The 22,639-nt window shown below is 52.2% G+C and carries 20 protein-coding genes; 10 read left to right on the top strand and 10 right to left on the bottom strand.

The features are described 5' to 3' along the window. The first annotated feature begins 8 nt into the window (after positions 1-8). Positions 9-947: an MBL fold metallo-hydrolase gene (locus NA330_RS03370; RefSeq protein WP_000976561.1), complete on the top strand. Its 939-nt coding sequence runs from the start codon at positions 9-11 to the stop codon at positions 945-947. Between the two features lie 407 nt (positions 948-1,354). Here NA330_RS03370 and NA330_RS03365 read toward each other — a convergent pair whose 3' ends face one another. The 3 genes from NA330_RS03365 to cbpA all read right to left on the bottom strand — a co-directional run bounded on the left by NA330_RS03365 (position 1,355) and on the right by cbpA (position 3,596). Next, the gene (locus tag NA330_RS03365; RefSeq protein WP_001537781.1) at positions 1,355-1,717 is read right to left on the bottom strand and encodes an anti-adapter protein IraM; all 363 of its coding nucleotides are present in this window, start codon (positions 1,715-1,717) and stop codon (positions 1,355-1,357) included. Between the two features lie 653 nt (positions 1,718-2,370). Continuing rightward, the gene (gene cbpM / locus NA330_RS03360; protein WP_001284251.1) at positions 2,371-2,676 is read right to left on the bottom strand and encodes a chaperone modulator CbpM; all 306 of its coding nucleotides are present in this window, start codon (positions 2,674-2,676) and stop codon (positions 2,371-2,373) included. Further along, entirely contained in the window at positions 2,676-3,596 is a 921-nt protein-coding gene (cbpA, locus tag NA330_RS03355) for a curved DNA-binding protein (RefSeq protein WP_023198956.1), read from the bottom strand. Before cbpA ends, cbpM begins: the two co-directional genes overlap by 1 nt. 235 nt (positions 3,597-3,831) lie before the next feature. On the opposite strand from cbpA, the gene NA330_RS03350 reads away from it, so the two are divergent. The 5 genes from NA330_RS03350 (at position 3,832) to agp (ending at position 8,619) form a co-directional block, all read left to right on the top strand. After that, positions 3,832-4,194 (top strand): copper resistance protein, encoded by a 363-nt coding sequence (locus NA330_RS03350; RefSeq protein WP_001118902.1) that lies wholly within the window; start codon positions 3,832-3,834, stop codon positions 4,192-4,194. A gap of 48 nt (positions 4,195-4,242) precedes the next feature. Continuing rightward, positions 4,243-6,129, top strand: a complete 1,887-nt coding sequence (locus NA330_RS03345; protein ID WP_000972970.1) for a protein-disulfide reductase DsbD family protein — start codon at positions 4,243-4,245, stop codon at positions 6,127-6,129. Continuing rightward, positions 6,126-6,749 carry a DsbA family protein gene (locus tag NA330_RS03340; RefSeq protein WP_023238111.1) on the top strand — a complete coding sequence of 208 codons (624 nt, stop codon included), beginning with the start codon at positions 6,126-6,128 and terminating at the stop codon, positions 6,747-6,749. The genes NA330_RS03345 and NA330_RS03340 overlap by 4 nt, the downstream gene beginning before the upstream one ends. Next, positions 6,739-7,245: a protein disulfide oxidoreductase gene (locus NA330_RS03335; RefSeq protein ID WP_023241554.1), complete on the top strand. Its 507-nt coding sequence runs from the start codon at positions 6,739-6,741 to the stop codon at positions 7,243-7,245. Before NA330_RS03340 ends, NA330_RS03335 begins: the two co-directional genes overlap by 11 nt. Positions 7,246-7,377: 132 nt before the next feature. Then, complete coding sequence (gene agp, locus NA330_RS03330; RefSeq protein ID WP_000749193.1) at positions 7,378-8,619, top strand: bifunctional glucose-1-phosphatase/inositol phosphatase; 1,242 nt, start codon at positions 7,378-7,380, stop codon at positions 8,617-8,619. Positions 8,620-8,652: 33 nt separating this feature from the next. Here the strand turns inward: agp and NA330_RS03325 are convergent, their stop codons facing one another. Both NA330_RS03325 and wrbA read right to left on the bottom strand, forming a co-directional pair. After that, complete coding sequence (locus NA330_RS03325) at positions 8,653-8,880, bottom strand: YccJ family protein (protein WP_001143125.1); 228 nt, start codon at positions 8,878-8,880, stop codon at positions 8,653-8,655. Positions 8,881-8,900: 20 nt separating this feature from the next. Beyond that, entirely contained in the window at positions 8,901-9,497 is a 597-nt protein-coding gene (gene wrbA / locus NA330_RS03320) for an NAD(P)H:quinone oxidoreductase (RefSeq protein WP_001062898.1), read from the bottom strand. A gap of 384 nt (positions 9,498-9,881) precedes the next feature. Between wrbA and NA330_RS03315 the strand changes: the two genes are divergently transcribed. Both NA330_RS03315 and rutR read left to right on the top strand, forming a co-directional pair. Further along, on the top strand, positions 9,882-10,049 hold the full coding sequence (locus NA330_RS03315; RefSeq protein ID WP_001273663.1) for a general stress protein: 168 nt from the start codon (positions 9,882-9,884) through the stop codon (positions 10,047-10,049). 136 nt (positions 10,050-10,185) lie between these two features. Continuing rightward, the gene (rutR, locus tag NA330_RS03310) at positions 10,186-10,824 is read left to right on the top strand and encodes an HTH-type transcriptional regulator RutR (RefSeq protein WP_000083128.1); all 639 of its coding nucleotides are present in this window, start codon (positions 10,186-10,188) and stop codon (positions 10,822-10,824) included. Here the strand turns inward: rutR and NA330_RS03305 are convergent. Both NA330_RS03305 and putA read right to left on the bottom strand, forming a co-directional pair. Next, positions 10,821-11,216 carry a lysozyme inhibitor LprI family protein gene (locus NA330_RS03305; protein WP_000821064.1) on the bottom strand — a complete coding sequence of 132 codons (396 nt, stop codon included), beginning with the start codon at positions 11,214-11,216 and terminating at the stop codon, positions 10,821-10,823. The two genes, rutR and NA330_RS03305, sit on opposite strands and share 4 nt — an antisense overlap. A gap of 58 nt (positions 11,217-11,274) precedes the next feature. Beyond that, positions 11,275-15,237, bottom strand: a complete 3,963-nt coding sequence (gene putA, locus NA330_RS03300; protein WP_052894789.1) for a trifunctional transcriptional regulator/proline dehydrogenase/L-glutamate gamma-semialdehyde dehydrogenase — start codon at positions 15,235-15,237, stop codon at positions 11,275-11,277. 421 nt (positions 15,238-15,658) lie between these two features. Here putA and putP point away from each other — a divergent pair, with 421 nt between their 5' ends. Together putP and phoH are read left to right on the top strand one after the other, a co-directional pair. Continuing rightward, the gene (gene putP / locus NA330_RS03295) at positions 15,659-17,167 is read left to right on the top strand and encodes a sodium/proline symporter PutP (protein ID WP_001018467.1); all 1,509 of its coding nucleotides are present in this window, start codon (positions 15,659-15,661) and stop codon (positions 17,165-17,167) included. An 892-nt stretch (positions 17,168-18,059) separates the two neighbouring features. Then, positions 18,060-18,848: a phosphate starvation-inducible protein PhoH gene (phoH, locus tag NA330_RS03290; protein ID WP_000533527.1), complete on the top strand. Its 789-nt coding sequence runs from the start codon at positions 18,060-18,062 to the stop codon at positions 18,846-18,848. A gap of 105 nt (positions 18,849-18,953) precedes the next feature. Here the strand turns inward: phoH and NA330_RS03285 are convergent, their stop codons facing one another. The 3 genes from NA330_RS03285 to NA330_RS03275 all read right to left on the bottom strand — a co-directional run bounded on the left by NA330_RS03285 (position 18,954) and on the right by NA330_RS03275 (position 22,639). After that, positions 18,954-19,835 (bottom strand): MurR/RpiR family transcriptional regulator, encoded by an 882-nt coding sequence (locus NA330_RS03285; protein ID WP_000433673.1) that lies wholly within the window; start codon positions 19,833-19,835, stop codon positions 18,954-18,956. A 285-nt stretch (positions 19,836-20,120) separates the two neighbouring features. Next, positions 20,121-21,617 carry a sodium:solute symporter gene (locus NA330_RS03280; protein WP_023241991.1) on the bottom strand — a complete coding sequence of 499 codons (1,497 nt, stop codon included), beginning with the start codon at positions 21,615-21,617 and terminating at the stop codon, positions 20,121-20,123. Between the two features lie 341 nt (positions 21,618-21,958). Then, complete coding sequence (locus tag NA330_RS03275) at positions 21,959-22,639, bottom strand: N-acetylmannosamine-6-phosphate 2-epimerase (RefSeq protein ID WP_000054244.1); 681 nt, start codon at positions 22,637-22,639, stop codon at positions 21,959-21,961.

Raw genomic sequence — 22,639 nt, 5'->3', positions numbered from 1 at the left:
GTAAAAACATGATGAAAAAAAGCGTCGCTATGCTGGCGGTTTGTATGCTGGCGCAAAGCCACCTTGCCATTGCTGCCGGTACTCCTGCGCCTCAAGAGATCAACATTGTTTTACTGGGCACCAAAGGCGGGCCTTCTTTGCTCAATACAGCCAGACTACCGCAAGCGACGGCGCTCACTATCGGCGATAAAATATGGCTGATAGATGCCGGCTACGGTGCCAGTCTGCAACTGGTGAAAAACGGCATTCCACTGCGCAACATCAATACTATTTTGCTCACCCATCTGCACAGCGACCACATACTGGATTATCCTTCCTTGCTGATGAATGCCTGGGCAAGTGGTCTGAAAGACCATACCATACAGGTGTATGGCCCGCCGGGAACCCAGGCGATGACGAAGGCTAGCTGGAAGGTCTTTGACAGGGATATCACGCTACGCATGGAAGAAGAGGGGAAACCCGATCCGCGCAACCTGGTTAAGGCGACCGATATTGGCCAGGGCGTCATCTATAAAGATGAACTGGTCACAATAAGCGCGCTGAAAGTGCCTCATTCCCCTTTCCCGGACGGTGAAGCGTTTGCTTACCGTTTTGATACCCAGGGTAAGCGAATCGTCTTCTCTGGCGATACGTCCTGGTTTCCGCCGCTTGCAACGTTTGCCCAGGGGGCGGATATCCTGGTACATGAGGCGGTACATGTCCCTTCGGTAGCAAAACTGGCTAATAGCATTGGCAACGGAAAAACGCTGGCTGAAGCGATTGCGTCGCATCACACCACGATTGAAGATGTCGGTAAGATTGCTCGCGAGGCCCACGTGAAAAAACTGGTGTTAAGTCATCTGGTGCCTGCGACGGTTGCGGATGACGTCTGGCAACAGGAAGCCATGAAAAATTACCCGGGCCCTGTCATTGTCGGTCATGACAATATGACGATAAGCGTACCGTAAGTATCAGGGCAGGGGTAAACCCACGGGCTGACATGATGTCAGCCCGTTATGCTTTTGGCGATCAGCATGACGCGCAGAGCTTTTGTCTAAAACATTATTTTTTCTAAACACTACTTGCTGATTTTTATGCACAATAAAGGTAAGATGATTGCTCTGGTGAAATATCACGAAATAAGAATGTCACGGATGGAATTTATACAGTGTTAAAAGCAATGCGTTTCTTTGTCTGCCGGCCATCAGTAATATCCTCTGTACCGGCTCCTCGTTGCCAAAGTGAAGGTTAGATTAAACGAATCAAAAAATATCCGAACTGTACAATTTTTATATCAAACATATTTAACTGCAAAATACTGCAAACGTGCGCGAATACACTTAATCAGTAGTATGGCTAATGCATACTTTATTTCCTAAACTTTCTTATTATCTATTTGAATATTTCTGGTTAAACCAAATGGACAAACGGATACCAGACACTCGAAAGGATAACTGCAGGCTTCTGGTTTAGGATTGCAGTTACCAGGACAGTGGCTATTTTCTTTAAGCGATTTCCATAGAACAGGATTAAACCTGGTAACGTTGTAAACAGTAACGGGATAAAGTTTATCGTTTATTAAGACCCCCTTATTAAAGGGGATGATAATGCTACCTGGAGGCATGTAAACATCTGCCTGATACCATAAGGTCAATCTAAGATTTTTTAGGCTATGTATGCATGAGAACGACACTCCGGTAGAGGGACTTATAACTGTATCAACGACCTTCCATTCCATTACAGAAACCTTTTAAGTGAAATAGTCAATGGTGTAAATTACATTTTCCGCAAGCCTATTCAGGATAGATGAAAATCTGAGAAACATAACTCGTTGAAAACGATCGTTTTTTATTGACCACTCTATTTATATTGATTTTTTAATAAGTTATTTATTTTATGCTCTTATTTTGTTTACATTCTATTACATTTTTGTATTTTATACGTGGTGTAAATATTAGGCGGTAGTGGATGTTATAACGCTCAATTATTAAACTGTAAGTGACTGTTGTATTTCTTATTTATAAATACCGCAACCTGTAAGCGCAGCGGTACATTTTACCCGGCATTGACAGGGAGAAGGTACGTATCAACCAGAGAGTACAAAACAGTGAAAGAATATATTCTTCAGGCAATAAATGATCGCTAACGTGTAAAAATAACCGACGTATCTAAAAAATGTGAACTTATGGCTGGTCTTTATTTAAACGATGATCTTCGCAATGGCGCATTAATGGCTGACATTGGCGGTTCGTTGATCGGGTTGTGCGCGGTGAAAGGCTATATTTCTTCCGTTGGGGGAAGTATGTCAGAGGCATTCTGGTATTATACTGGGTGCATGTAAATCCGGGGCGGGCAGAAAGCCCACCCTCGGTTTATTGCCTTTATCGTGGATTAGGGATGCGAGATAAAGCGAGAAAGGCGTTGCAGCAGTAACCGGTTTTCTTCGCGCAGCCGTGAATTCTCTTCCAGCAGCGTTAACGCGACCGCGATCCCAGGCCAGTCGAGCGCCAGCTCCTCGCGTAAGCGTAGCGCGCGTTGTACCACGCTCGCTGCGCGATCGTCGAATTGCCAGTCGGCGTTATCGTCTTCGTAAGGCTCAATTACACCAAGTCCGACGATTTCGTTTAGCTCCTCTTCCGTCACGCCGGTGTGCAAACAAAATTCGGTGATGGTAAAGGTGACAGTGATGTTAGCCATTATGCTTTCCCCCATTGCTGGCGTGGGTCAAAGGACGACTGCGCGTCCGCCAGTTGTTGCCACAGGGCAGCTGTCTTCTCGTCAGGTTTCGGCGGCATAACGATTTTGATGATGGCATAGAGATCGCCAGTGTGCTTTTTACTGGCTAATCCTTTTCCTTTGATACGCAGCCGCTGACCAGCCTGGCTGCCGGGGGGAATGGTCAGCAAAATACGCTCTTTAAGCGTTGGCACAGACACCTTAGCGCCGAGCGCCGCCTCCCATGGGGCAAGCGGAAGGACGACTTCCAGATCCTGATTGACGATATCAAAGAGCGGATGCGGGGCAATATGGATAACGAGCCATAAATCGCCATTAGGTCCGCCGTTTTCCCCCGGCGTGCCCTGGCCTTTCAGTCTGATTCGTTGCCCGTTGCTGACGCCAGCCGGGATTTTCACATTCAATGTCTTGGGAATTTCCCGCTCCACCAGGCCGAACGCGTTATAAACGGGGACGGAATAGCTAATCGTACGCTGGTGCTCTTCCAGCGTTTCTTCCAGGAATACCGCCACTTCAATTTCGATATCATGACCGCGTGCGGCGTGGCGGTGGTGCGAATGGCGACCGTGCTGACCAAAAATAGACGAGAAAATATCATCAAAATCTTCGGCGTTATACGACTGGCCTTCGTGTTGCTGGAACTGGCGATTAAATTGTGGATCGTTACGGTGTTGCCATAACTGGTCATACTCGGCGCGCCGTTGCTCATCACTCAGCACTTCCCATGCTTCAGCAACCTCTTTGAAACGGGCTTCGGCATCGGGTTCTTTGCTGACATCTGGATGGTACTTGCGGGCCAGTCGGCGATAGGCGGTCTTAATCGTCTTGAGATCGTCCGTCGGTTTCACGCCCATAATGGCGTAATAATCCTTAAGTTCCATAGCATCATCTCGCTAAATCAATACATACAGAAGGGACCCCAAAAAGGTTTCTCCACTAAGTGTAGGGTAAACCTGAAAAGTGCGTATGAAAACACCAGTTATATCATTAGTAAGAATAAATTACGTTGTTCGACTATCAGAAGGTTGCGCAGCGCGCCGACATAACTTTACAGGGGAAAGGTTGCCAAAACCGCGCCAGTGGCTAAGATAACTCGCGTTAAACAGTGAGGGCGCAATGGCGAAACAACAACGGATGGGCTGGTGGTTTCTTTGCCTTGCATGTGTCGTGGTAATGGTTTGTACCGCGCAACGCATGGCGGGCCTGCACGCCTTGCAGATGCAGGCGACGGCCTCTGCTGCGGTGGTCAGCGCTCCCTCCTCGACAGATGACGGCTCGCCGGTCACCCCCTGCGAATTAAGCGCCAAGTCGCTGCTGGCGGCGCCTCCGGTACTCTTTGAAGGCGCTATCCTTGCGCTTTGTCTACTGCTTTCCTTACTGGCGCCTGTCCGGGTCATGCGCCTGCCGTTTTCGCCTCCACGGGCTATTTCGCCGCCCACATTACGGGTACATCTACGATTTTGTGTCTTCCGTGAATGACAGACCGGTTATTGCTAACGGTTAATTACTCATTCACGGAGAAAAAATATGATGATTTTATTCAGGCGGATACTGTTCTGCCTGTTATGGCTTTGGCTGCCCGTCTCCTGGGCGGCGGAAAGCGGCTGGCTGCGCTCGCCCGATAACGACCATGCCAGCATACGGCTACGTGCCGATACGTCCGCTAACGGTGAGACCCGGCTGTTGCTTGACGTCAAACTGGAAAACGGCTGGAAAACCTACTGGCGCGCGCCGGGGGAAGGGGGCGTGGCGCCCTCTATCGCCTGGAAAGGCGACATGCCTGAGGTAAGCTGGTTCTGGCCAACCCCCTCGCGCTTTGATGTGGCGAATATCACCACCCAGGGATATCACGACGAGGTGACCTTTCCGATGATCGTGCGCGGTACGCCGCCCGCGACCTTGAGCGGCGTGTTGACGTTATCAACCTGCAGCAATGTTTGTCTGTTGACCGATTACCCCTTTTCCGTGACGCCCACTGTGCAGAATGCCGATTTTGCCCATGACTATGCGCGGGCGATGGGTAAAGTTCCGCTCCGCAGTGGACTAACGGACTCGCTTGACGTCGGCTATCGCCCGGGAGAACTGGTGGTCACTGCTACGCGAGCGGCGGGCTGGTCATCGCCCGGGCTCTATCTTGACACCATAGATGACGTCGATTTTGCGAAGCCTCGCCTGCGCGTAGAGGGCGACAGGTTACAGGCGACGGTGCCGGTGACGGACAGTTGGGGCGAAAAGGCGCCCGATTTGCGCAACAAATCGCTGACCCTCGTGTTAGCCGATGGCGCTATCGCCCAGGAGAGCACGCAAACCATTGGCGCTGCGCCAGCGCAAACGCCGGACAATGCGGCGCTACCTTTCTGGCAAGTTGTAATGATGGCGCTGATCGGCGGACTGATTCTTAATTTAATGCCCTGCGTACTGCCGGTTCTGGGCATGAAACTTGGCTCTATTTTATTGGTAGAGGAAAAAAGCCGCTCTCACATCAGGCGACAATTTTTGGCTTCGGTCGCCGGTATCATTGCGTCATTTATGGCGCTGGCGGCGTTTATGACCCTCCTTCGCCTGTCAAACCATGCGCTGGCCTGGGGAGTTCAGTTCCAGAATGCATGGTTTATTGGTTTTATGGCGCTGGTGATGTTGTTGTTTAGCGCCAGCCTGTTCGGGCTTTTTGAGTTCAGGCTTCCCTCATCTATGACCACGAAACTGGCCACTTACGGTGGTAACGGTATGTCGGGACATTTCTGGCAGGGGGCATTCGCCACGCTGCTGGCGACGCCTTGTAGCGCGCCGTTTCTGGGCACGGCGGTCGCGGTGGCGCTCACGGCGTCGCTGCCGACGCTGTGGGGGCTGTTCCTTGCGCTTGGCCTGGGGATGAGCGCGCCGTGGCTACTGGTCGCGATACGACCAGGGCTTGCGCTACGTTTACCGCGCCCCGGGCGCTGGATGAATGTCCTGCGCAGGATCCTCGGTCTGATGATGCTGGGGTCGGCTATCTGGCTGGCGACGTTACTCCTGCCGCATTTCGGCTTCACTGCGTCAAAGAGCGCGCAAGACACGGTTCAGTGGCAACCGTTGAGTGAACAGGCAATCCAGTCGGCGCTGGCGCAGCATAAGCGGGTATTTGTCGATGTCACTGCGGACTGGTGTATTACCTGTAAAGTGAATAAATACAACGTCCTGCAAAAAGAGGATGTGCAGGCCGCCTTGCAACAGCCGGATGTTGTGGCGCTGCGGGGAGACTGGACGCTGCCGTCCGATGCCATTACAGATTTTCTGAAAACGCGCGGCCAGGTCGCCGTGCCGTTTAATCAGGTATATGGCCCCGGCTTGCCGGAAGGGGAGGCATTGCCCACTTTGCTGACCCGCGATGCGGTATTACAAACGTTGAAAAAAGCGAAAGGAATAACCCAATGAAATACATGATTGTTTTACTGCTGGCGCTGTTTTCAACGCTGAGCATCGCGCAAGAAACCGCCCCTTTTACGCCGGATCAGGAAAAGCAGATTGAAAATCTGATCCATGCGGCGTTGTTTAACGATCCTGCCAGCCCGCGGATAGGCGCTAAACACCCTAAGCTGACGCTGGTGAACTTTACGGATTACAACTGCCCGTACTGCAAACAGCTCGATCCGATGCTGGAAAAGATTGTGCAGAAATATCCTGACGTTGCGGTCATTATTAAACCGCTGCCATTTAAAGGAGAGAGTTCCATACTGGCGGCGCGTATTGCGCTGACCACCTGGCGCGAGCATCCGCAACAGTTCCTCGCGCTACATGAAAAACTCATGCAAAAGCTCGGTTACCATACGGATGACAGTATTAAACAGGCCCAGCAGAAAGCAGGGGCGACGCCAGTGACTCTGGATGAAAAAAGCATGGAAACGATACGCACTAATTTGCAGTTGGCAAGGCTGGTCGGCGTGCAAGGAACGCCAGCGACGATCATTGGCGACGAGCTGATTCCGGGCGCGGTGCCCTGGGATACGCTGGAAGCGGTGGTGAAAGAAAAACTGGCGGCTGCCAATGGCGGGTAAACTGCGGCGTTGGCTGCGTGAAGCCGCGGTTTTTCTGGCGCTCCTCATCGCGATAATGGTGGTCATGGACGTCTGGCGCGCGCCGCAGGCGCCTCCGGCGTTTGCCGCGACACCGTTACATACGCTGACGGGAGAGTCGACAACTCTGGCGACATTGAGCGAAGAACGCCCCGTACTGCTCTATTTTTGGGCCAGCTGGTGCGGGGTATGCCGCTTTACTACGCCTGCGGTCGCTCGCCTGGCGGCGGAAGGGGAAAACGTCATGACCGTTGCGCTCCGCTCCGGCGATGACGCTGAGGTTGCCCGCTGGCTGGCGCGCAAGGGCGTTGACTTCCCGGTCGTCAATGATGCTAACGGCGCCTTATCCGCTGGCTGGGAAATCAGCGTGACGCCAACGCTGGTGGTGGTTTCACAAGGTCGGGTTATGTTCACCACCAGCGGCTGGACCAGCTACTGGGGCATGAAGCTTCGGCTATGGTGGGCAAAAACGTTCTGAATATGCGCCGGGGTTTCCCGGCGCTAACGCGTTTACTGTAAGAAAAACCCCCGTTTTGCGAAATCGTTCCCGGAAAAATGATCCATTTCTGTCACACTCAGAACGATTTGATAACAACAAGAGGTCATAGGGATGAAAAAATCATTACTCGCTGTTGCTGTGGCAGGGGCTGTTTTGTTGTCATCCGCCGTACAGGCGCAGACAACGCCGGAGGGTTATCAATTACAACAGGTGCTGATGATGAGCCGCCATAATCTGCGGGCGCCGCTGGCGAATAATGGCAGCGTACTGGCGCAGTCGACGCCGAACGCCTGGCCGGCGTGGGACGTTCCCGGCGGGGAACTGACGACGAAAGGCGGCGTGCTGGAAGTCTATATGGGACACTACACACGTGAATGGCTGGTCGCGCAGGGGCTGATACCGTCGGGAGAATGTCCGGCGCCCGACACGGTATATGCCTATGCGAATAGTTTGCAGCGCACCGTCGCCACCGCGCAATTTTTCATTACCGGCGCTTTCCCCGGCTGTGATATTCCTGTTCATCATCAGGAAAAAATGGGCACTATGGACCCTACCTTCAATCCGGTAATTACCGATGATTCCGCCGCGTTCCGGCAACAGGCCGTACAGGCGATGGAAAAGGCGCGTAGTCAGCTACATCTTGATGAGAGTTATAAACTGCTTGAGCAGATAACGCATTATCAAGACTCGCCGTCCTGCAAAGAGAAGCATCAGTGTTCGCTAATCGACGCGAAAGATACCTTCAGCGCGAACTATCAGCAAGAGCCTGGCGTGCAGGGGCCGCTGAAAGTAGGGAACTCGCTGGTGGATGCGTTTACCCTGCAATATTACGAAGGGTTTCCGATGGATCAGGTCGCCTGGGGCGGGATCCACACCGATCGGCAGTGGAAGGTGCTGTCAAAACTGAAAAACGGCTATCAGGACAGCCTGTTTACCTCACCCACGGTGGCGCGCAATGTCGCTGCGCCGCTGGTGAAATATATCGATAAGGTGCTGGTTGCCGATCGCGTTAGCGCGCCGAAGGTTACCGTGCTGGTGGGGCATGATTCCAATATCGCGTCGCTGCTGACGGCCCTGGATTTTAAACCCTATCAGCTCCATGACCAGTATGAGAGAACGCCGATTGGCGGCCAGCTTGTCTTCCAACGCTGGCATGACGGCAACGCTAACCGGGATTTGATGAAAATCGAGTATGTCTACCAGAGCGCCCGGCAGTTACGCAATGCGGAAGCGTTAACGCTCAAATCGCCCGCGCAAAGGGTAACCCTGGAACTGAAAGGATGTCCGGTGGATGCGAACGGCTTCTGTCCGCTGGATAAGTTCGATAACGTCATGAACACTGCTGCAAAATAGCCATATGCCCCCGCGCAGGCGGGGGCGTTTGTGTTATACGTTCTTACGTTCGATGATTTGTTCGCCCCAGAAGAGCGAGTCTTTGTCCGTTTTCTCAAAGGCTTTGATCAGCACCTCATCGCTACCTTCTTCCCATATTTTTTCTGCCAGTTTCTCGTCATAGTGAGCGACTTCAAAAATGGCTTCGGCAATTTCCGGCGACGTATTACGCAGGCTTGCCCATTCGCCGACGCGGTGCGCTTTTGCTTCTTGAGTTGGCATTCGAATCCTCCTGTTGAAGATTAGCCGTTGAGTTTGACTGCCAGACCGGCGACGTATTCCCCCTGATAGCGAGCGATAGAGAGTTCCTCCTGGCTTGGTTGACGTGAACCGTCGCCTCCGGCGATAGTCGTTGCGCCGTAAGGCGTGCCGCCGCGAACCTGGGAGACGTCAAACAGTTCCTGTGCGGCATAGCCTATCGGGACGATCACCATCCCATGATGGGCAAGCGTAGTCCAGGTCGAGGTGATGGTCTGCTCCTGGCCGCCGCCCGTTCCGGTAGAACTGAACACGCTGCCGAGCTTGCCGTATAGCGCGCCGGATGCCCACAGTCCGCCGGTTTGGTCCAGGAAGGTACGCATCTGGCCTGACATATTGCCAAACCGGGTTGGCGTACCAAAAATAATGGCATCGTAATCCGCCAGCTCCTGTGGGGTGGCAACCGGTGCGTTTTGTGTTTTACCGCCAGCTTTTGCGAAGATTTCAGGCGGCATTGTTTCTGGCACACGCTTTATAATGACCTCTGCGCCGTCGACTTTCTTTGCCCCTTCCGCCACCGCATGCGCCATGGTTTCAATGTGTCCGTACATGGAATAATAGAGCACCAGAATCTTTGCCATTTGTACTACTCCTCAGATTAATCAGGTGTGTAGCGATTCGCTACGTCTATTTAAAGATATGCTCTCCTGTGAAGAGTGCAAATTTCAGCGCCATTTCTTTGATTTATAACAATAATTAATTTGGCGACCTTTGTTGCAAAATGATACATTTTTAAGCGCTTTGATTTTTCTAAATATAAGAATAACTTATTTATTTCTTATGGTTATTATTCTGCATATTCGGCTTCTGATGTTGCAGAATATTTCGGTAAGCGGCCTACCACGGCGTTTTTCACTATGCTTAATGTTACGCGGCGTTACTGATGATATCGTTCATACGCTGCGCGAGGAGATACTCCTCATTACCTATGCAATATGATGTCTAATCTATGACGGAGGTCAGTAATGGCAAACCATCGTGGCGGTTCCGGTAATTTTGCGGAAGACCGCGAAAGAGCATCAGAAGCAGGTCGTAAAGGTGGTCAGCACAGCGGGGGCAATTTTAAGAATGACCCGCAGCGTGCATCCGAAGCAGGCAAAAAAGGGGGCAAAAGCAGTAACCGTAATAGCTAGCCTGCGTCACAACAGCAAGACGCTGAGCGTTTCGCGCTAAAAAGCGTCATGCGCCACCGCCGCCGGATTTCCGGCGGTTTTTTTGTTTATAAGCCGGATTTGGTATGCTTGCGTCCTGACAAAAAGGAGAGGGCGCATGTCGCAACGCACAGAGAAAAAAATCGGGAAACGCTCGCAGGCCACCGGTGCAAAACGGCAGCTTATCTTAACCGCCGCGCTTGCTGTTTTTTCCCAGTATGGCATTCATGGCGCGCGTCTTGAGCAGGTCGCCGAGCGGGCAGGCGTCTCCAAAACCAATCTGCTTTATTATTATCCCTCGAAAGAGGCGCTGTATGTCGCGGTAATGCGACAGATCCTGGATGTCTGGCTGGCGCCGCTCAAGGCGTTTCGCGCAGAATTTTCCCCTCTGGAGGCCATCAAAGAGTATATCCGTCTCAAGCTGGAGGTTTCGCGTGATTATCCACAGGCGTCGCGGCTCTTCTGTATGGAGATGCTGGCGGGCGCGCCGCTCTTGATGGAGGAACTGACCGGCGATCTAAAAGCGTTGATAGATGAAAAATCCGCGCTGATTGCCGGATGGGTGCACAGCGGGAAACTGGCGCCCGTCTCCCCGCACCATTTGATCTTCATGATTTGGGCCGCCACGCAACATTACGCCGATTTTGCCCCTCAGGTTGAAGCGGTAACCGGCGCGACGCTTCGCGATGAAGCCTTTTTCAACCAAACGGTCGAAAGCGTTCAGCGCATTATTATTGAAGGGATTCGCGTGCGTTAACCGGCTGGCGGCAGTGGGCAGCTCAAATCGCCCTCTTCACATTGCAGCAGCGAGGCTAAAAACGCTTCGCGTTCGTTCGTTTTATCGGTCAGGCACTGGCTGGCGATCATGGGTTGCACGCTGCCGCCCTCCGTACCTGAACGAATCAGAGCGCAATCGGCGTCGCGCAGGGCAATCCAGGCCACCTGCGCTTTTTGTAACAGCTCGCGCTGCGGCGGTTGCGCACGCTTAAGCGCGCTTTGATAGGTTTCGTTCAGCTTTTTATCTGCCGCCTGGTATTGCGCGGCGGCGCAGCGATTCATTTCCAGCTGCGTACTGGCGCTGGCACACTCATCGGCCAACGCCTGACTGCTGAACAACAACGCCGCGCAGGTAAGGAAAATTCGTTTCATACGGTCCTCTGACGCGAGTAAAAAGGCTCCATTGACGGAGCCTTAATTAACCACAGTATTAGCCAATTGTCATCAGGCTGGCATTACCGCCAGCGGCAGCAGTGTTTACGCTCAGCGAACGTTCAATATAGAGCCGTTCCAGCAGCATATTGCTTTCGCCGCGGGCGAACCCCTGTACCGACACTATCGCGCCTTCGCGGGCGGCGACGGCTTCGCACACGGTTCGCAGCTTGTCGGAGTCGCCGTGGAAAATCACCGCGTCAAACGGCTGCGCCATCAGCGTTTCCGCTTTCGCAAACTGGACACGCGCCGCAACGGCGGCGGGGAGACGCTTCGCCAGATCGCGGTGGAAGGCGTCGTCTGACCATAGCGCCTGACTGCCGACGGCGAGAACAGCGGCAAGCTGCGTCAACGCGTCCTGTTCGTCATCAGCCAGGCATAATACCCGTTCACGCGGCAACAGCGTCCAGGTATTACGCTCGCCGGTCGGCCCCGGTAGCAGGCGCTGCGTGCCGGCCTGCGCCAGATCGGCGAATTGTCGGCAGAGCGTCTGTAGCGCCGGGCGATCCGCCGCCCATTGCGTCAGAGCGGTCAACGGCGCGAGTAGCGTGGTTTTAAGCTGCGCATCCACCGGGTAACGCGCATCCTGACGAGTCAGCGTCGTATTGAGCGCATTGGGCGGGCGGTGTGCCAGCAGGCGGTAGAGATAGAGCGGCCCTCCCGCTTTTGGCCCGGTGCCGGACAGGCCTTCGCCGCCAAACGGCTGGACGCCGACGACCGCGCCCACCATATTACGGTTAACGTACAGGTTGCCGACATGGGCGGAACCGGTGACTTGCGCAATGGTTTCATCAATACGGGTATGTACGCCCAGCGTTAGCCCGTAGCCGGAAGTGTTAATCTGTTCGATAAGCTCCGCCAGTTGGTTACGGTTATAACGCACGACGTGCAGCACGGGTCCGAAGACCTCTTTTTCCAGTTCTGCGAAGTTTTCCAGCTCAATAAGCGTGGGCATAACAAACGTACCGGTCTGCCATTCCTGCGCGTCATCGCTGTTTTCACGCGCGGCCTGGAAAACCGGGCGGCCTTTGGCGCGCATTGTCTGGATATGACGTTCAATGTTGGCTTTGGCCTCGCTATCAATCACCGGCCCGATATCGGTCGTCAGACGGCCTGGATTCCCCATCCGACACTCCGCCATCGCGCCGCGTAACATTTTCAGCGTATGTTCGGCGATATCGTCCTGCAAACACAGCACGCGGAGCGCGGAACAGCGTTGTCCGGCGCTGTCGAAAGCGGAAGCCAGCACATCCACGACCACCTGCTCGGTGAGCGCGGAAGAGTCGACAATCATAGCGTTCATACCGCCGGTTTCCGCAATCAACGGAATAGGGCGGCCCTGGGCGTCAAGACGCGTGGCGATGTTGCGCTGCAATAACGTCGCGACCTCCGTGGAACCGGTAAACATCACGCCGCGTACACGCGCATCGGCGGTAAGCTGGGCGCCGACGGTTTCTCCCCGTCCCGGCAACAGTTGCACGACGCCCGGCGGTACGCCCGCTTCCAGCAAAATGGCAATGCCCTGGGCGGCAATCAGCGATGTCTGCTCTGCCGGTTTCGCCAGAACGCTGTTACCTGCCGCCAGCGCGGCGGCGATTTGGCCGGTGAAAATGGCCAGCGGGAAGTTCCACGGACTGATGCAGACTACCGGCCCTAACGGGCGATGCGTTTCGTTATCGAAATCGTCACGCACTTGACCGGCATAATAATGGAGGAAGTCTACCGCTTCGCGCACTTCGGCAATGGCGTTGCTGAACGTTTTCCCCGCTTCACGCACCAACAGGCCAATCAACTGCTGCATTTGGTCTTCCATCAATACCGCCGCCCGCTGCAAAATGGCGGCGCGTTCTTGCGGCGGCGTCGCAAACCAAACCGGCGCCTGATTGACCGCGTTTTGCAATGCCTGTTCAACCTCGCTTTCTGTCGCTTCGCGTCCCCAGCCGACAATATCTTTCGGTTCCGCCGGGTTGATAACCGGCGTCATCTCACCGTCGGCCACCGGTTGTTCCAGCACAGGTTTGGCCTGCCATTTCTGCATGGCGTTGCTTAACAGGGCAGAAGAAAGCGAGGCGAGGCGATGTTCATTCGCTAAATCAAGTCCGGCGGAGTTTATCCGACCTTCGCCGTACAGATCGCGCGGCAGCGGAATTTTCGGATGCGGTATGCCAGCCTGACCTTCCTGCTGCGCCAGTTTTTCCACGGCCTCGACCGGGTCGGCCACCAGTTCATCGAGCGGTAGGGTGGCATCGGCGATGCGGTTGACAAAAGAGGTGTTGGCGCCGTTTTCCAGCAGGCGTCGTACCAGATAGGCCAGCAAGGTTTCGTGTGTTCCCACCGGCGCGTAAATACGGCAGGGACGGTTAAGTTTTCCGTCCGCCACTTTACCGGTGACCTGTTCATACAGCGGTTCGCCCATGCCGTGCAGGCACTGGAATTCGTACTGACCCGGATAGTAATTTTGCCCGGCCAGATGATAAATCGCTGCCAGTGTGTGTGCGTTATGGGTCGCGAACTGCGGGTAGATCAGATTAGGTACGGCAAGCAGTTTTTTCGCGCAGGCCAGATAAGAGACATCGGTATACACTTTGCGGGTATAAACCGGATAACCCTCCAGCCCTTCCATTTGCGCGCGTTTGATTTCGCTATCCCAGTAGGCGCCTTTCACCAGACGAATCATCAGCCGACGGCGGCTACGGGAGGCCAGATCGACTAAATAATCAATGACCAGCGGACAGCGTTTTTGGTAAGCCTGGATCACAAAGCCAATGCCGTTCCAGCCTGCGAGTTCGGGTTCGAAGCAGAGTTTTTCCAGCAGATCGAGCGAGATCTCCAGACGATCCGCCTCTTCGGCGTCGATATTGAGACCAATGTCGTACTGGCGCGCCAGCAGCGTCAGGGATTTCAGGCGTGGATAAAGCTCCTCCATTACCCGATCGTATTGCGCGCGACTATAGCGTGGATGCAGGGCGGACAGCTTAATCGAGATGCCTGGCCCTTCGTAAATACCGCGACCGTTAGACGCTTTGCCGATGGCATGAATCGCTTGCTGGTAAGAGACCATATAGGCCTGCGCATCGGCGGCGGTTAATGCGGCTTCGCCCAGCATATCGTAAGAATAGCGGAACCCTTTCTCTTCCAGTTTTCGGGCATTCGCCAGCGCCTGAGCAATGGTTTCGCCAGTCACGAACTGCTCGCCCATTAAACGCATCGCCATGTCGACGCCTTTGCGGATTAACGGTTCGCCGCTCTTGCCGATAATGCGGTTCAGCGAGCGCGAAAGATTGGCTTCGTTATGCGTTGAGACCAGTCGGCCGGTAAAGAGCAGCCCCCAGGTGGCGGCGTTTACAAACAGCGACGGGCTACGGCCAATATGCGACTGCCAGTTGCCATTACTGATTTTGTCGCGAATTAACGCATCGCGCGTAGCTTTGTCGGGAATACGCAGCAGCGCTTCCGCCAGACACATCAGCGCTACGCCTTCTTGCGAAGAGAGGGAAAACTCCTGCAACAGGCCTTGCACCATACCCGCGCGACCGCTGGCGGATTTTTGATTGCGCAATTTCTCCGCCAGTTGATACGCCAGTTTATGCGCCTGCTCAGCGACAGGCGGCGACAGGCGCGCCTGTTCCATTAGCATTGACACCGCATCGGTTTCCGGGCGGCGCCAGGCGGCGGTGATGGCGGCGCGAGAGACGGATTGGGGAAGAATCTGTTCGGCAAACTCCAGAAAGGGCTGATGCGGCTCATCCTGCGGCGCGACCGGCTCCTCGCTTTCATTTGCCGCGCCGGCAAACAGCGCAGGTAGCTCCGGTAGCGTATCGCTATTTTCCAGCTTGTCCAGATAGCTAAAGATTGCCTGTTTTATTAACCAGTGCGGCGTGCGATCGATACGCGACGCGGCCATTTTGATCCGTTCGCGCGTGGCGTCGTCCAGCTTAACCCCCATTGTGGTGGTTCCCATACCCTCTACTCCTGTTATTCGCTCTATCTGCTAACCAATAGTTAGCGGAAAATATCCACTATGTTGCAACTTTGTGCAACCGCGTTAAATGTGACCTGCGTTGCAAGCTTAAAAATGAATAAATTGTTAAAAAAAGAAAGAGGGAGTCTGACGGGGAAAACCATCTGGATTTATTTTCTCTGCGGTAGTTAACACTTTTAAAAGGTGCAACCGCAAAAAATGTGAGAGAGTGCAACCTGGAGAAAAATAGTATCCCTCTGCAATCAAATTTGATGTAAATGGTGTGTTAAATCGATTGTGAATAACCACCGCTTCCGGCAGGATACGGTCGCCCTGGTAAACATAACACCCTTGCCACGTTCCGGCAGGGTACAAAACGGCACGCTACGGTAGTGCCAATAAATAAATTTGGAGAACCTTGATGGCTATTAGCACACCGATGTTGGTGACATTCTGTGTCTATATTTTTGGCATGATATTGATTGGGTTTATCGCCTGGCGCTCAACCAAAAACTTTGATGACTATATTCTTGGCGGTCGCAGCCTGGGGCCGTTTGTTACGGCTTTATCAGCCGGCGCGTCGGATATGAGCGGCTGGCTGTTAATGGGGCTGCCTGGCGCTATCTTTCTGTCGGGGATCTCTGAAAGCTGGATCGCCATTGGCCTGACGTTAGGCGCATGGATTAACTGGAAGCTGGTGGCCGGGCGCCTGCGCGTGCATACCGAATTTAACAATAACGCGCTCACGCTACCGGACTATTTTACCGGTCGGTTTGAAGATAAGAGCCGAGTCCTGCGTATTATTTCCGCGCTGGTCATTCTGCTGTTTTTCACTATCTATTGCGCATCAGGTATTGTCGCTGGGGCACGACTGTTCGAAAGCACCTTCGGTATGAGCTATGAAACCGCACTGTGGGCGGGGGCGGCGGCAACCATTATTTATACCTTTATCGGCGGGTTTCTTGCCGTTAGCTGGACGGATACCGTTCAGGCCAGCCTGATGATTTTTGCGTTAATCCTGACGCCGGTGATGGTTATTGTCGGCGTAGGCGGTTTTAGCGAGTCGCTGGAGGTGATCAAGCAAAAGAGCATCGAGAATGTCGACATGCTCAAGGGGCTGAATTTTGTTGCCATTATTTCCCTGATGGGCTGGGGACTGGGTTACTTCGGTCAGCCGCATATCCTGGCGCGCTTTATGGCGGCGGATTCCCATCACAGTATTGTTCATGCGCGTCGTATCAGTATGACCTGGATGATTCTGTGTCTGGCGGGCGCGGTGGCGGTGGGCTTCTTTGGCATTGCGTACTTTAACAATAACCCCGCGCTGGCCGGGGCGGTGAACCAAAACTCAGAACGCGTATTTATTGAACTGGCGCAGATCCTGTTTAACCCGTGGATTGCCGGTGTTCTGCTGTCTGCTATCCTGGCGGCGGTGATGTCGACGTTGAGCTGTCAGTTGCTGGTATGCTCCAGCGCGATTACAGAAGATTTATATAAGGCTTTTCTGCGTAAAAGCGCCAGCCAGCAAGAGCTGGTATGGGTAGGGCGAGTGATGGTGCTGGTGGTAGCGCTGATCGCCATTGCGCTGGCGGCGAACCCCGATAACCGTGTGCTGGGGCTGGTGAGCTACGCCTGGGCTGGATTCGGCGCGGCATTTGGACCTGTTGTCCTGTTTTCTGTGATGTGGTCGCGTATGACACGTAACGGCGCGCTGGCGGGAATGATTATTGGCGCGGTGACGGTTATCGTCTGGAAACAATATGGTTGGCTGGATCTGTATGAGATTATCCCTGGCTTCATTTTCGGCAGCCTGGGGATCGTAATCTTTAGCCTGCTTGGCAAAGCGCCGACAGCAGCGATGCAGGAACGCTTTGCAAAAGCGGACGCGCATTATCATTCCGCGCCGCCATCGAAGCTACAGGCGGAATAACCGACATGTCCGATAGCATTATTGCCATCGGACATATTTTACCAGGCGGCGTTATACGCCTGCCTGGTCCTCTGATAAGTCCCGGACCGATTGACTGAAGATGTTCAGGTAAATGAGGACGCTCTCTCAAACTATTTTTAGCCCTTGAGCGCCGTTAACGCGGCCGTAATACGTCTCGAGTAATCACTAACTGGCCATATATGAAATCGCCTGTTAATGGTACCAATAGCCTTGACGCAATAGGGTAATGACAAAAATTAAAACGAGTCAGCGTTACTCGCGTAAGTATGCCGCACAAAATTTTGCATAAATAATGCCGTTTTAGCGATGGGAGAGAGGACATGTTAATTACTCCATTTTAACCTTTTATATGTTTAATATTCAATGGCTTATGGGTAGTTTCACCATTAATACCCGCAGTAGCTAATGATTATCTTTTTTAGTCTCCTGCCGATGAAATAATCGTGTAATCTTTCTGTAAGAGACTGACAATGACGCAATAATGTTTGGTTAATGCATGGTGAATATATTGTTGCATTATTGATGTTTTGTGTTGTACTTAGTAGTAATAGCGGTAGTTCCCCGGCAGTGATGGTCACTCACTATGGAGATCGCGAATGGTAATGTCCGCACCAGGACACATTATTTACAGTAGTTACAACACCCTGTACGGACATTCTCTCTCCGGTGGTGGTCTTGTCACCTTAAAAGCTCTCATCATTTCTCTTACTGTCCATACCCATGACGTCATATGTGGTGCGCGTAGCCGTGTGTGGCGTCGTTTCAAAAAGCAAGCTAAGGCTTACAAGGAAGCCAACCCTCAGATGTGTGTGCGCATAATCGCGTTCAAGAGAACGCGGGTGATGTATACCTACAACTCAAGGTGCTATCCATGGGAAGACAAAAAGCAGTGATCAAAGCTCGTCGTGAAGCAAAGCGTGTGTTGAGACGAGATTCGCGTAGTCATAAGCAACGTGAAGAAGAATCGGTCACGTCACTGGTACAGATGGGCGGAGTAGAAGCCATTGGCATGGCGCGCGATAGTCGCGATACCTCTCCTGTTAAGGCGCGAAATGAAGCACAGGCGCATTATCTGAACGCTATCGACAGTAAACAGCTTATTTTTGCGACCGGCGAAGCCGGCTGTGGAAAAACATGGATCAGTGCGGCAAAGGCGGCAGAAGCATTGATTCATAAGGACGTCGAGAGGATCATTGTGACGCGTCCGGTATTGCAGGCTGATGAAGATCTTGGTTTTTTGCCCGGTGATATCGCTGAAAAATTCGCGCCTTATTTTCGGCCCGTCTACGATGTCCTGCTTAAACGGTTGGGCGCGTCCTTTATGCAATATTGTTTGCGCCCGGAAATCGGTAAGGTAGAAATTGCCCCGTTCGCCTATATGCGTGGGCGTACTTTTGAAAATGCGGTCGTGATCCTCGACGAGGCGCAAAATGTGACTGCGGCGCAAATGAAAATGTTTTTGACGCGACTAGGCGAAAATGTCACGGTCATTGTCAATGGCGATATTACGCAATGCGACCTGCCGCGCGGCGTGCGTTCCGGGTTGAGCGATGCGTTGGAACGCTTTGAAGAAGATGAAATGGTGGGGATTGTGCATTTCAACAAAGACGACTGCGTGCGCTCGGCGCTTTGTCAGCGAACGCTCCACGCATACAGCTAATATAGCATTGACTTTCAGAGCCCGGGAGACCGGGCTTTGTTGTCTATAAAGCGTCCAGCAGACTCATGGACAAAAAAGGAAAATGACGCCTGTACGTGAAGGGAATTATTTTGTCATGTCCAGGGCATTCATTGTCCGTAATTTGCTTTCTCGGGCCTGTTCCGGCGAGGACTGTACAAGAAGGGTATAGAGCAGGTCAAAGACGAAAAGCTGCGCGGCTTTCGTACCGATCGAGTCACCCTGCAACATTCCTTGCCGATTACCATTGATCAGGCAAAAATCGGCCTCTTCACATAATGGAGAACCCAGATTATGGGTAATGGCGACTGTGGTGGCGCCAGCCTGTCGGGCTAATCGGAGTGAATGCACTGTTTCTGGCGATGTGCCCGAGTGACTGACACCCATCGCGACATCGCCTGCTTTTAATAGCGTAGCCTGCATGTACATAAAATGGTTATTGCTTACCGCATCGCCCCGTAAACCAATACGCATTAGCTTGTGTTTCATATCCAGCGCCGTGATCCCCGATGAGCCCACACCAAAGATATAAACTGAGTGACAGTGACGTAGGGCGTCCACGACACCGAGAACCTGTTGCATATCAAGCAGATTTAGCGTTTCAGATAATACATTACTAATGGTGTTCTGCAATTTTAAACCAATGGCGTGGGCATCGTCGGATTCGCTAACTTCGGCATCCAGTAGAGGACTACTGTCATCAGACTCGGTAGTGGCAAGTTCAATGGCCAGGTCCATTTTAAAATCCTGAAAACCTTTATAGCCCAGGGTGCGACAAAAGCGAATAACCGTGGCTTCTCCGGCCTGTGTGTCGCGCGACAAATCGGCAATAGATGACTGTGTCACCTGTCTGGGGAAGGCTAAAATATATTGCGCAATACGCTGGGAGGCACGTGTCAGGCTTTTTTGCATAGCACCCAGAGTGTCAAGGATTTTTCCGGGTTTAAGACGTGGGGGTTGAGGCTCCATATAGTTCCTGCTCTTGAGGGCTGATTGCGGCACAAAGCCTGCAATATCGAACAGAGCAGAGCCTATCAAGTCTGCGGCATGAAAAAAAGCGCGATGTAAGTAAAGGAGGGGGAATATTTACATCGCGTTGCCAACTTATGACAGAACATCACTGGAGAGTAATCTGTTTGCTCTTACGGTGTTTATAGCGCGCCATCTGACGGATGGTTTATATCTGGCCCGGTATTGTCGCCCCGCGCGTTGGCGTCACCGTGTGCTGTGTCGGTATAGCGTGGTATCATGAAATCATAATGTCACCTTTGGTTCAGGTTTTTCATCCAGCGTCAATGGCGGTGCCGGGGCAAATAACGGGGCGAAAATAACGCCGCTGATCACCACGCTTAGCGAGCCAATGACCCCATAAAAGAAGAAGTTAAGGTCAGTGGCATAGCGTGCGCCCAGCACGGTAATGACGCTGATAATAATTCCTAAAACCGCACTCCCGGCATTTGCTCGTTTAAAGAAAATGCCCAGCATGAACAGACCGGTCATTGGCCCTCCCATCAGACCTATCAGACTATTAAATGCATCCCAGATTTCTGATTCATCGGCCATGACCAGCCATACTGAGGCCGCGCTACTTATCAGGCCCGCGACCAGAATAACTAACTTAGCTATTTTCATACGGTTTTCAGGCGTTCTTTTTTTATGACTCAAACGCTGATAGATATCGGAATTAAAACAACTGGAAATGCTGTTTAAGCTGCTGGAGATACTGGACTGCGCAGCAGCGAAAATAGCGGCGATTATCAACCCTGCAATGCCGACTGGCATTTCGGTGACCACGAATAAGGGTAAAATGCCGCCAGTGTTGAATCCCGCCGGTAATAATTGTGGATGTTGCTGATAGTAGACAAACAATGCCGAGCCGATAGCAAAAAAGAAAACAGGGATCACAGCAACCAGTTTGGCATTTGTAAGTAATGTTTTCTTCGTTTCCTCTATGGAGTCAGTCACGATATAGCGTTGGACCACATCCTGACTGGCAGTAAATTGCTGAATATTGGCAAACAGAAAACCAATCATCAATACAGGTACTGTGCTTTCCGTCCAGCTCCAGTGGAACTGCGTAGCCGGAAAGAATTTATCCGCCTGCTGCGTCACCGTAAAAATTTCACCAATGCCGCCCTGGACTTTGAGACATATCACTATAAAAATCAGTATCGCGCTGCCAGAAAGTAAGAGGCCTTGAATAACATCAGTCCATATTACTCCTTCAATTCCACCCATCCAGGTATAAATGATACACATCACGCTAATCAACAGTACCAAAATCACCGGGTCTATAGCGATGAAGGGGCGCAAGGCCAGCACGGTGAGGAAAGTGATAATGGCGATACGTCCGATATGAAACAACATAAATGACATGCTGGCGAATAGACGGCAGCGCACATCGAACCGTGCTTCGAGATATTCATAGGCTGATGTGACTTTCAATTTCCGAAAAAACGGAATATAGAAATAAAAAACCAGCGGTAAAATTGCGATAGCCAGATACTGACCAATGATAAACGTCCAGGCGGAAGTAAACGCTTTGGCAGGAATTGACATAAATGTAATTGAGCTTAACGTAGTAGCAAATACACTGACCCCAGCCGCCCAACCAGGAACCCGGCCACCACCGCGAAAATAATCGTCTGCTGTTTTTTGCCGTCTTGAAAAATAGACACCGACTAACATCATGGCCAGGAGGTAGCCAAATAATACAAGATAATTAACGATGCCGAAAGAATGTGTAATCATAGTTCTTTCCTGCTTATGGTTTTGAGTAGAGTTGCGGTCATCGTCTGTGTATTTTTATCTTCCCATCATTCAGACGATACGATACGATATTCAGATCAAGTAATAGTTTTTGTTAATCTCAATGACGCTAATCATGAGATGTAAAAGGCAGAGCATTTATGCTCCACCAATGGTGATGCCCAGACGCATGTCCTGCCGGATACCTGAAATAGCAGCTATCCGATATTGCGTTCAAACAGGTTTCAGGCCTGGGTATCGTATTTGCCGATAGCATTATTAACGTCGGATCATTCTCTGAGACATAAATATCAATAGTAAGCGTGTTCATTTTCTTTTCCTGTTCAGCGTCTTACTGCGTGACTGAACCACTGACAGATATGCTCGATACGGGTGATAGCGGAACCAACGGTAACTGCCCAGGCACCATGCTCAATAGCATTGGCCGCCAGTGCAGGCGTGTTATAGCGCCCCTCGGCAATAACACGACAACCTGCATGGCTCAGTTGTGTCACCATTGCCAAATCTGGCTCAACCGGCGTGATGGGGCCGGTATAGCCAGACAGTGTTGTACCAATGAATTCGATTCCTTTCTGATGGCAACTTATGCCTTCATTCACGGTTGAACAGTCTGCCATCGCCAGTAATCCATGCAGGCGAATACGTGTCAGTAAACTATCAATATCAACCGGGCGAGAGCGGAATGAGGCATCAAAAGCGATAATATCGGCACCTGCCTGCGCCAGGGCGTCAACATCCTGTAAATATGGTGTGATACGGACTGGCGACCCTGTAAGGTCACGTTTAATTATCCCAATAATAGGAACAGAAAGATGGGGACGAACAGTCCGCAGATTCTCAATGCCTTCAATGCGCACAGCGACCGCACCCGCCGAAGCCGCTGCCTGTGCCATTGCAGCCACAATTTCAGGTTTATCCATAGGGCTACCTGGTACCGGTTGGCATGAGACAATCAGCCCACCGTTTTCGTGTACACTTTGTTCCAGCCTGGCTAATAGTGACAT

Origin of the sequence: Salmonella sp. NW722 (assembly GCF_051702785.1) — a bacterium.
Classification (GTDB): domain Bacteria; phylum Pseudomonadota; class Gammaproteobacteria; order Enterobacterales; family Enterobacteriaceae; genus Salmonella; species Salmonella enterica.
This window is presented reverse-complemented; position numbering and strand designations above follow the sequence as displayed.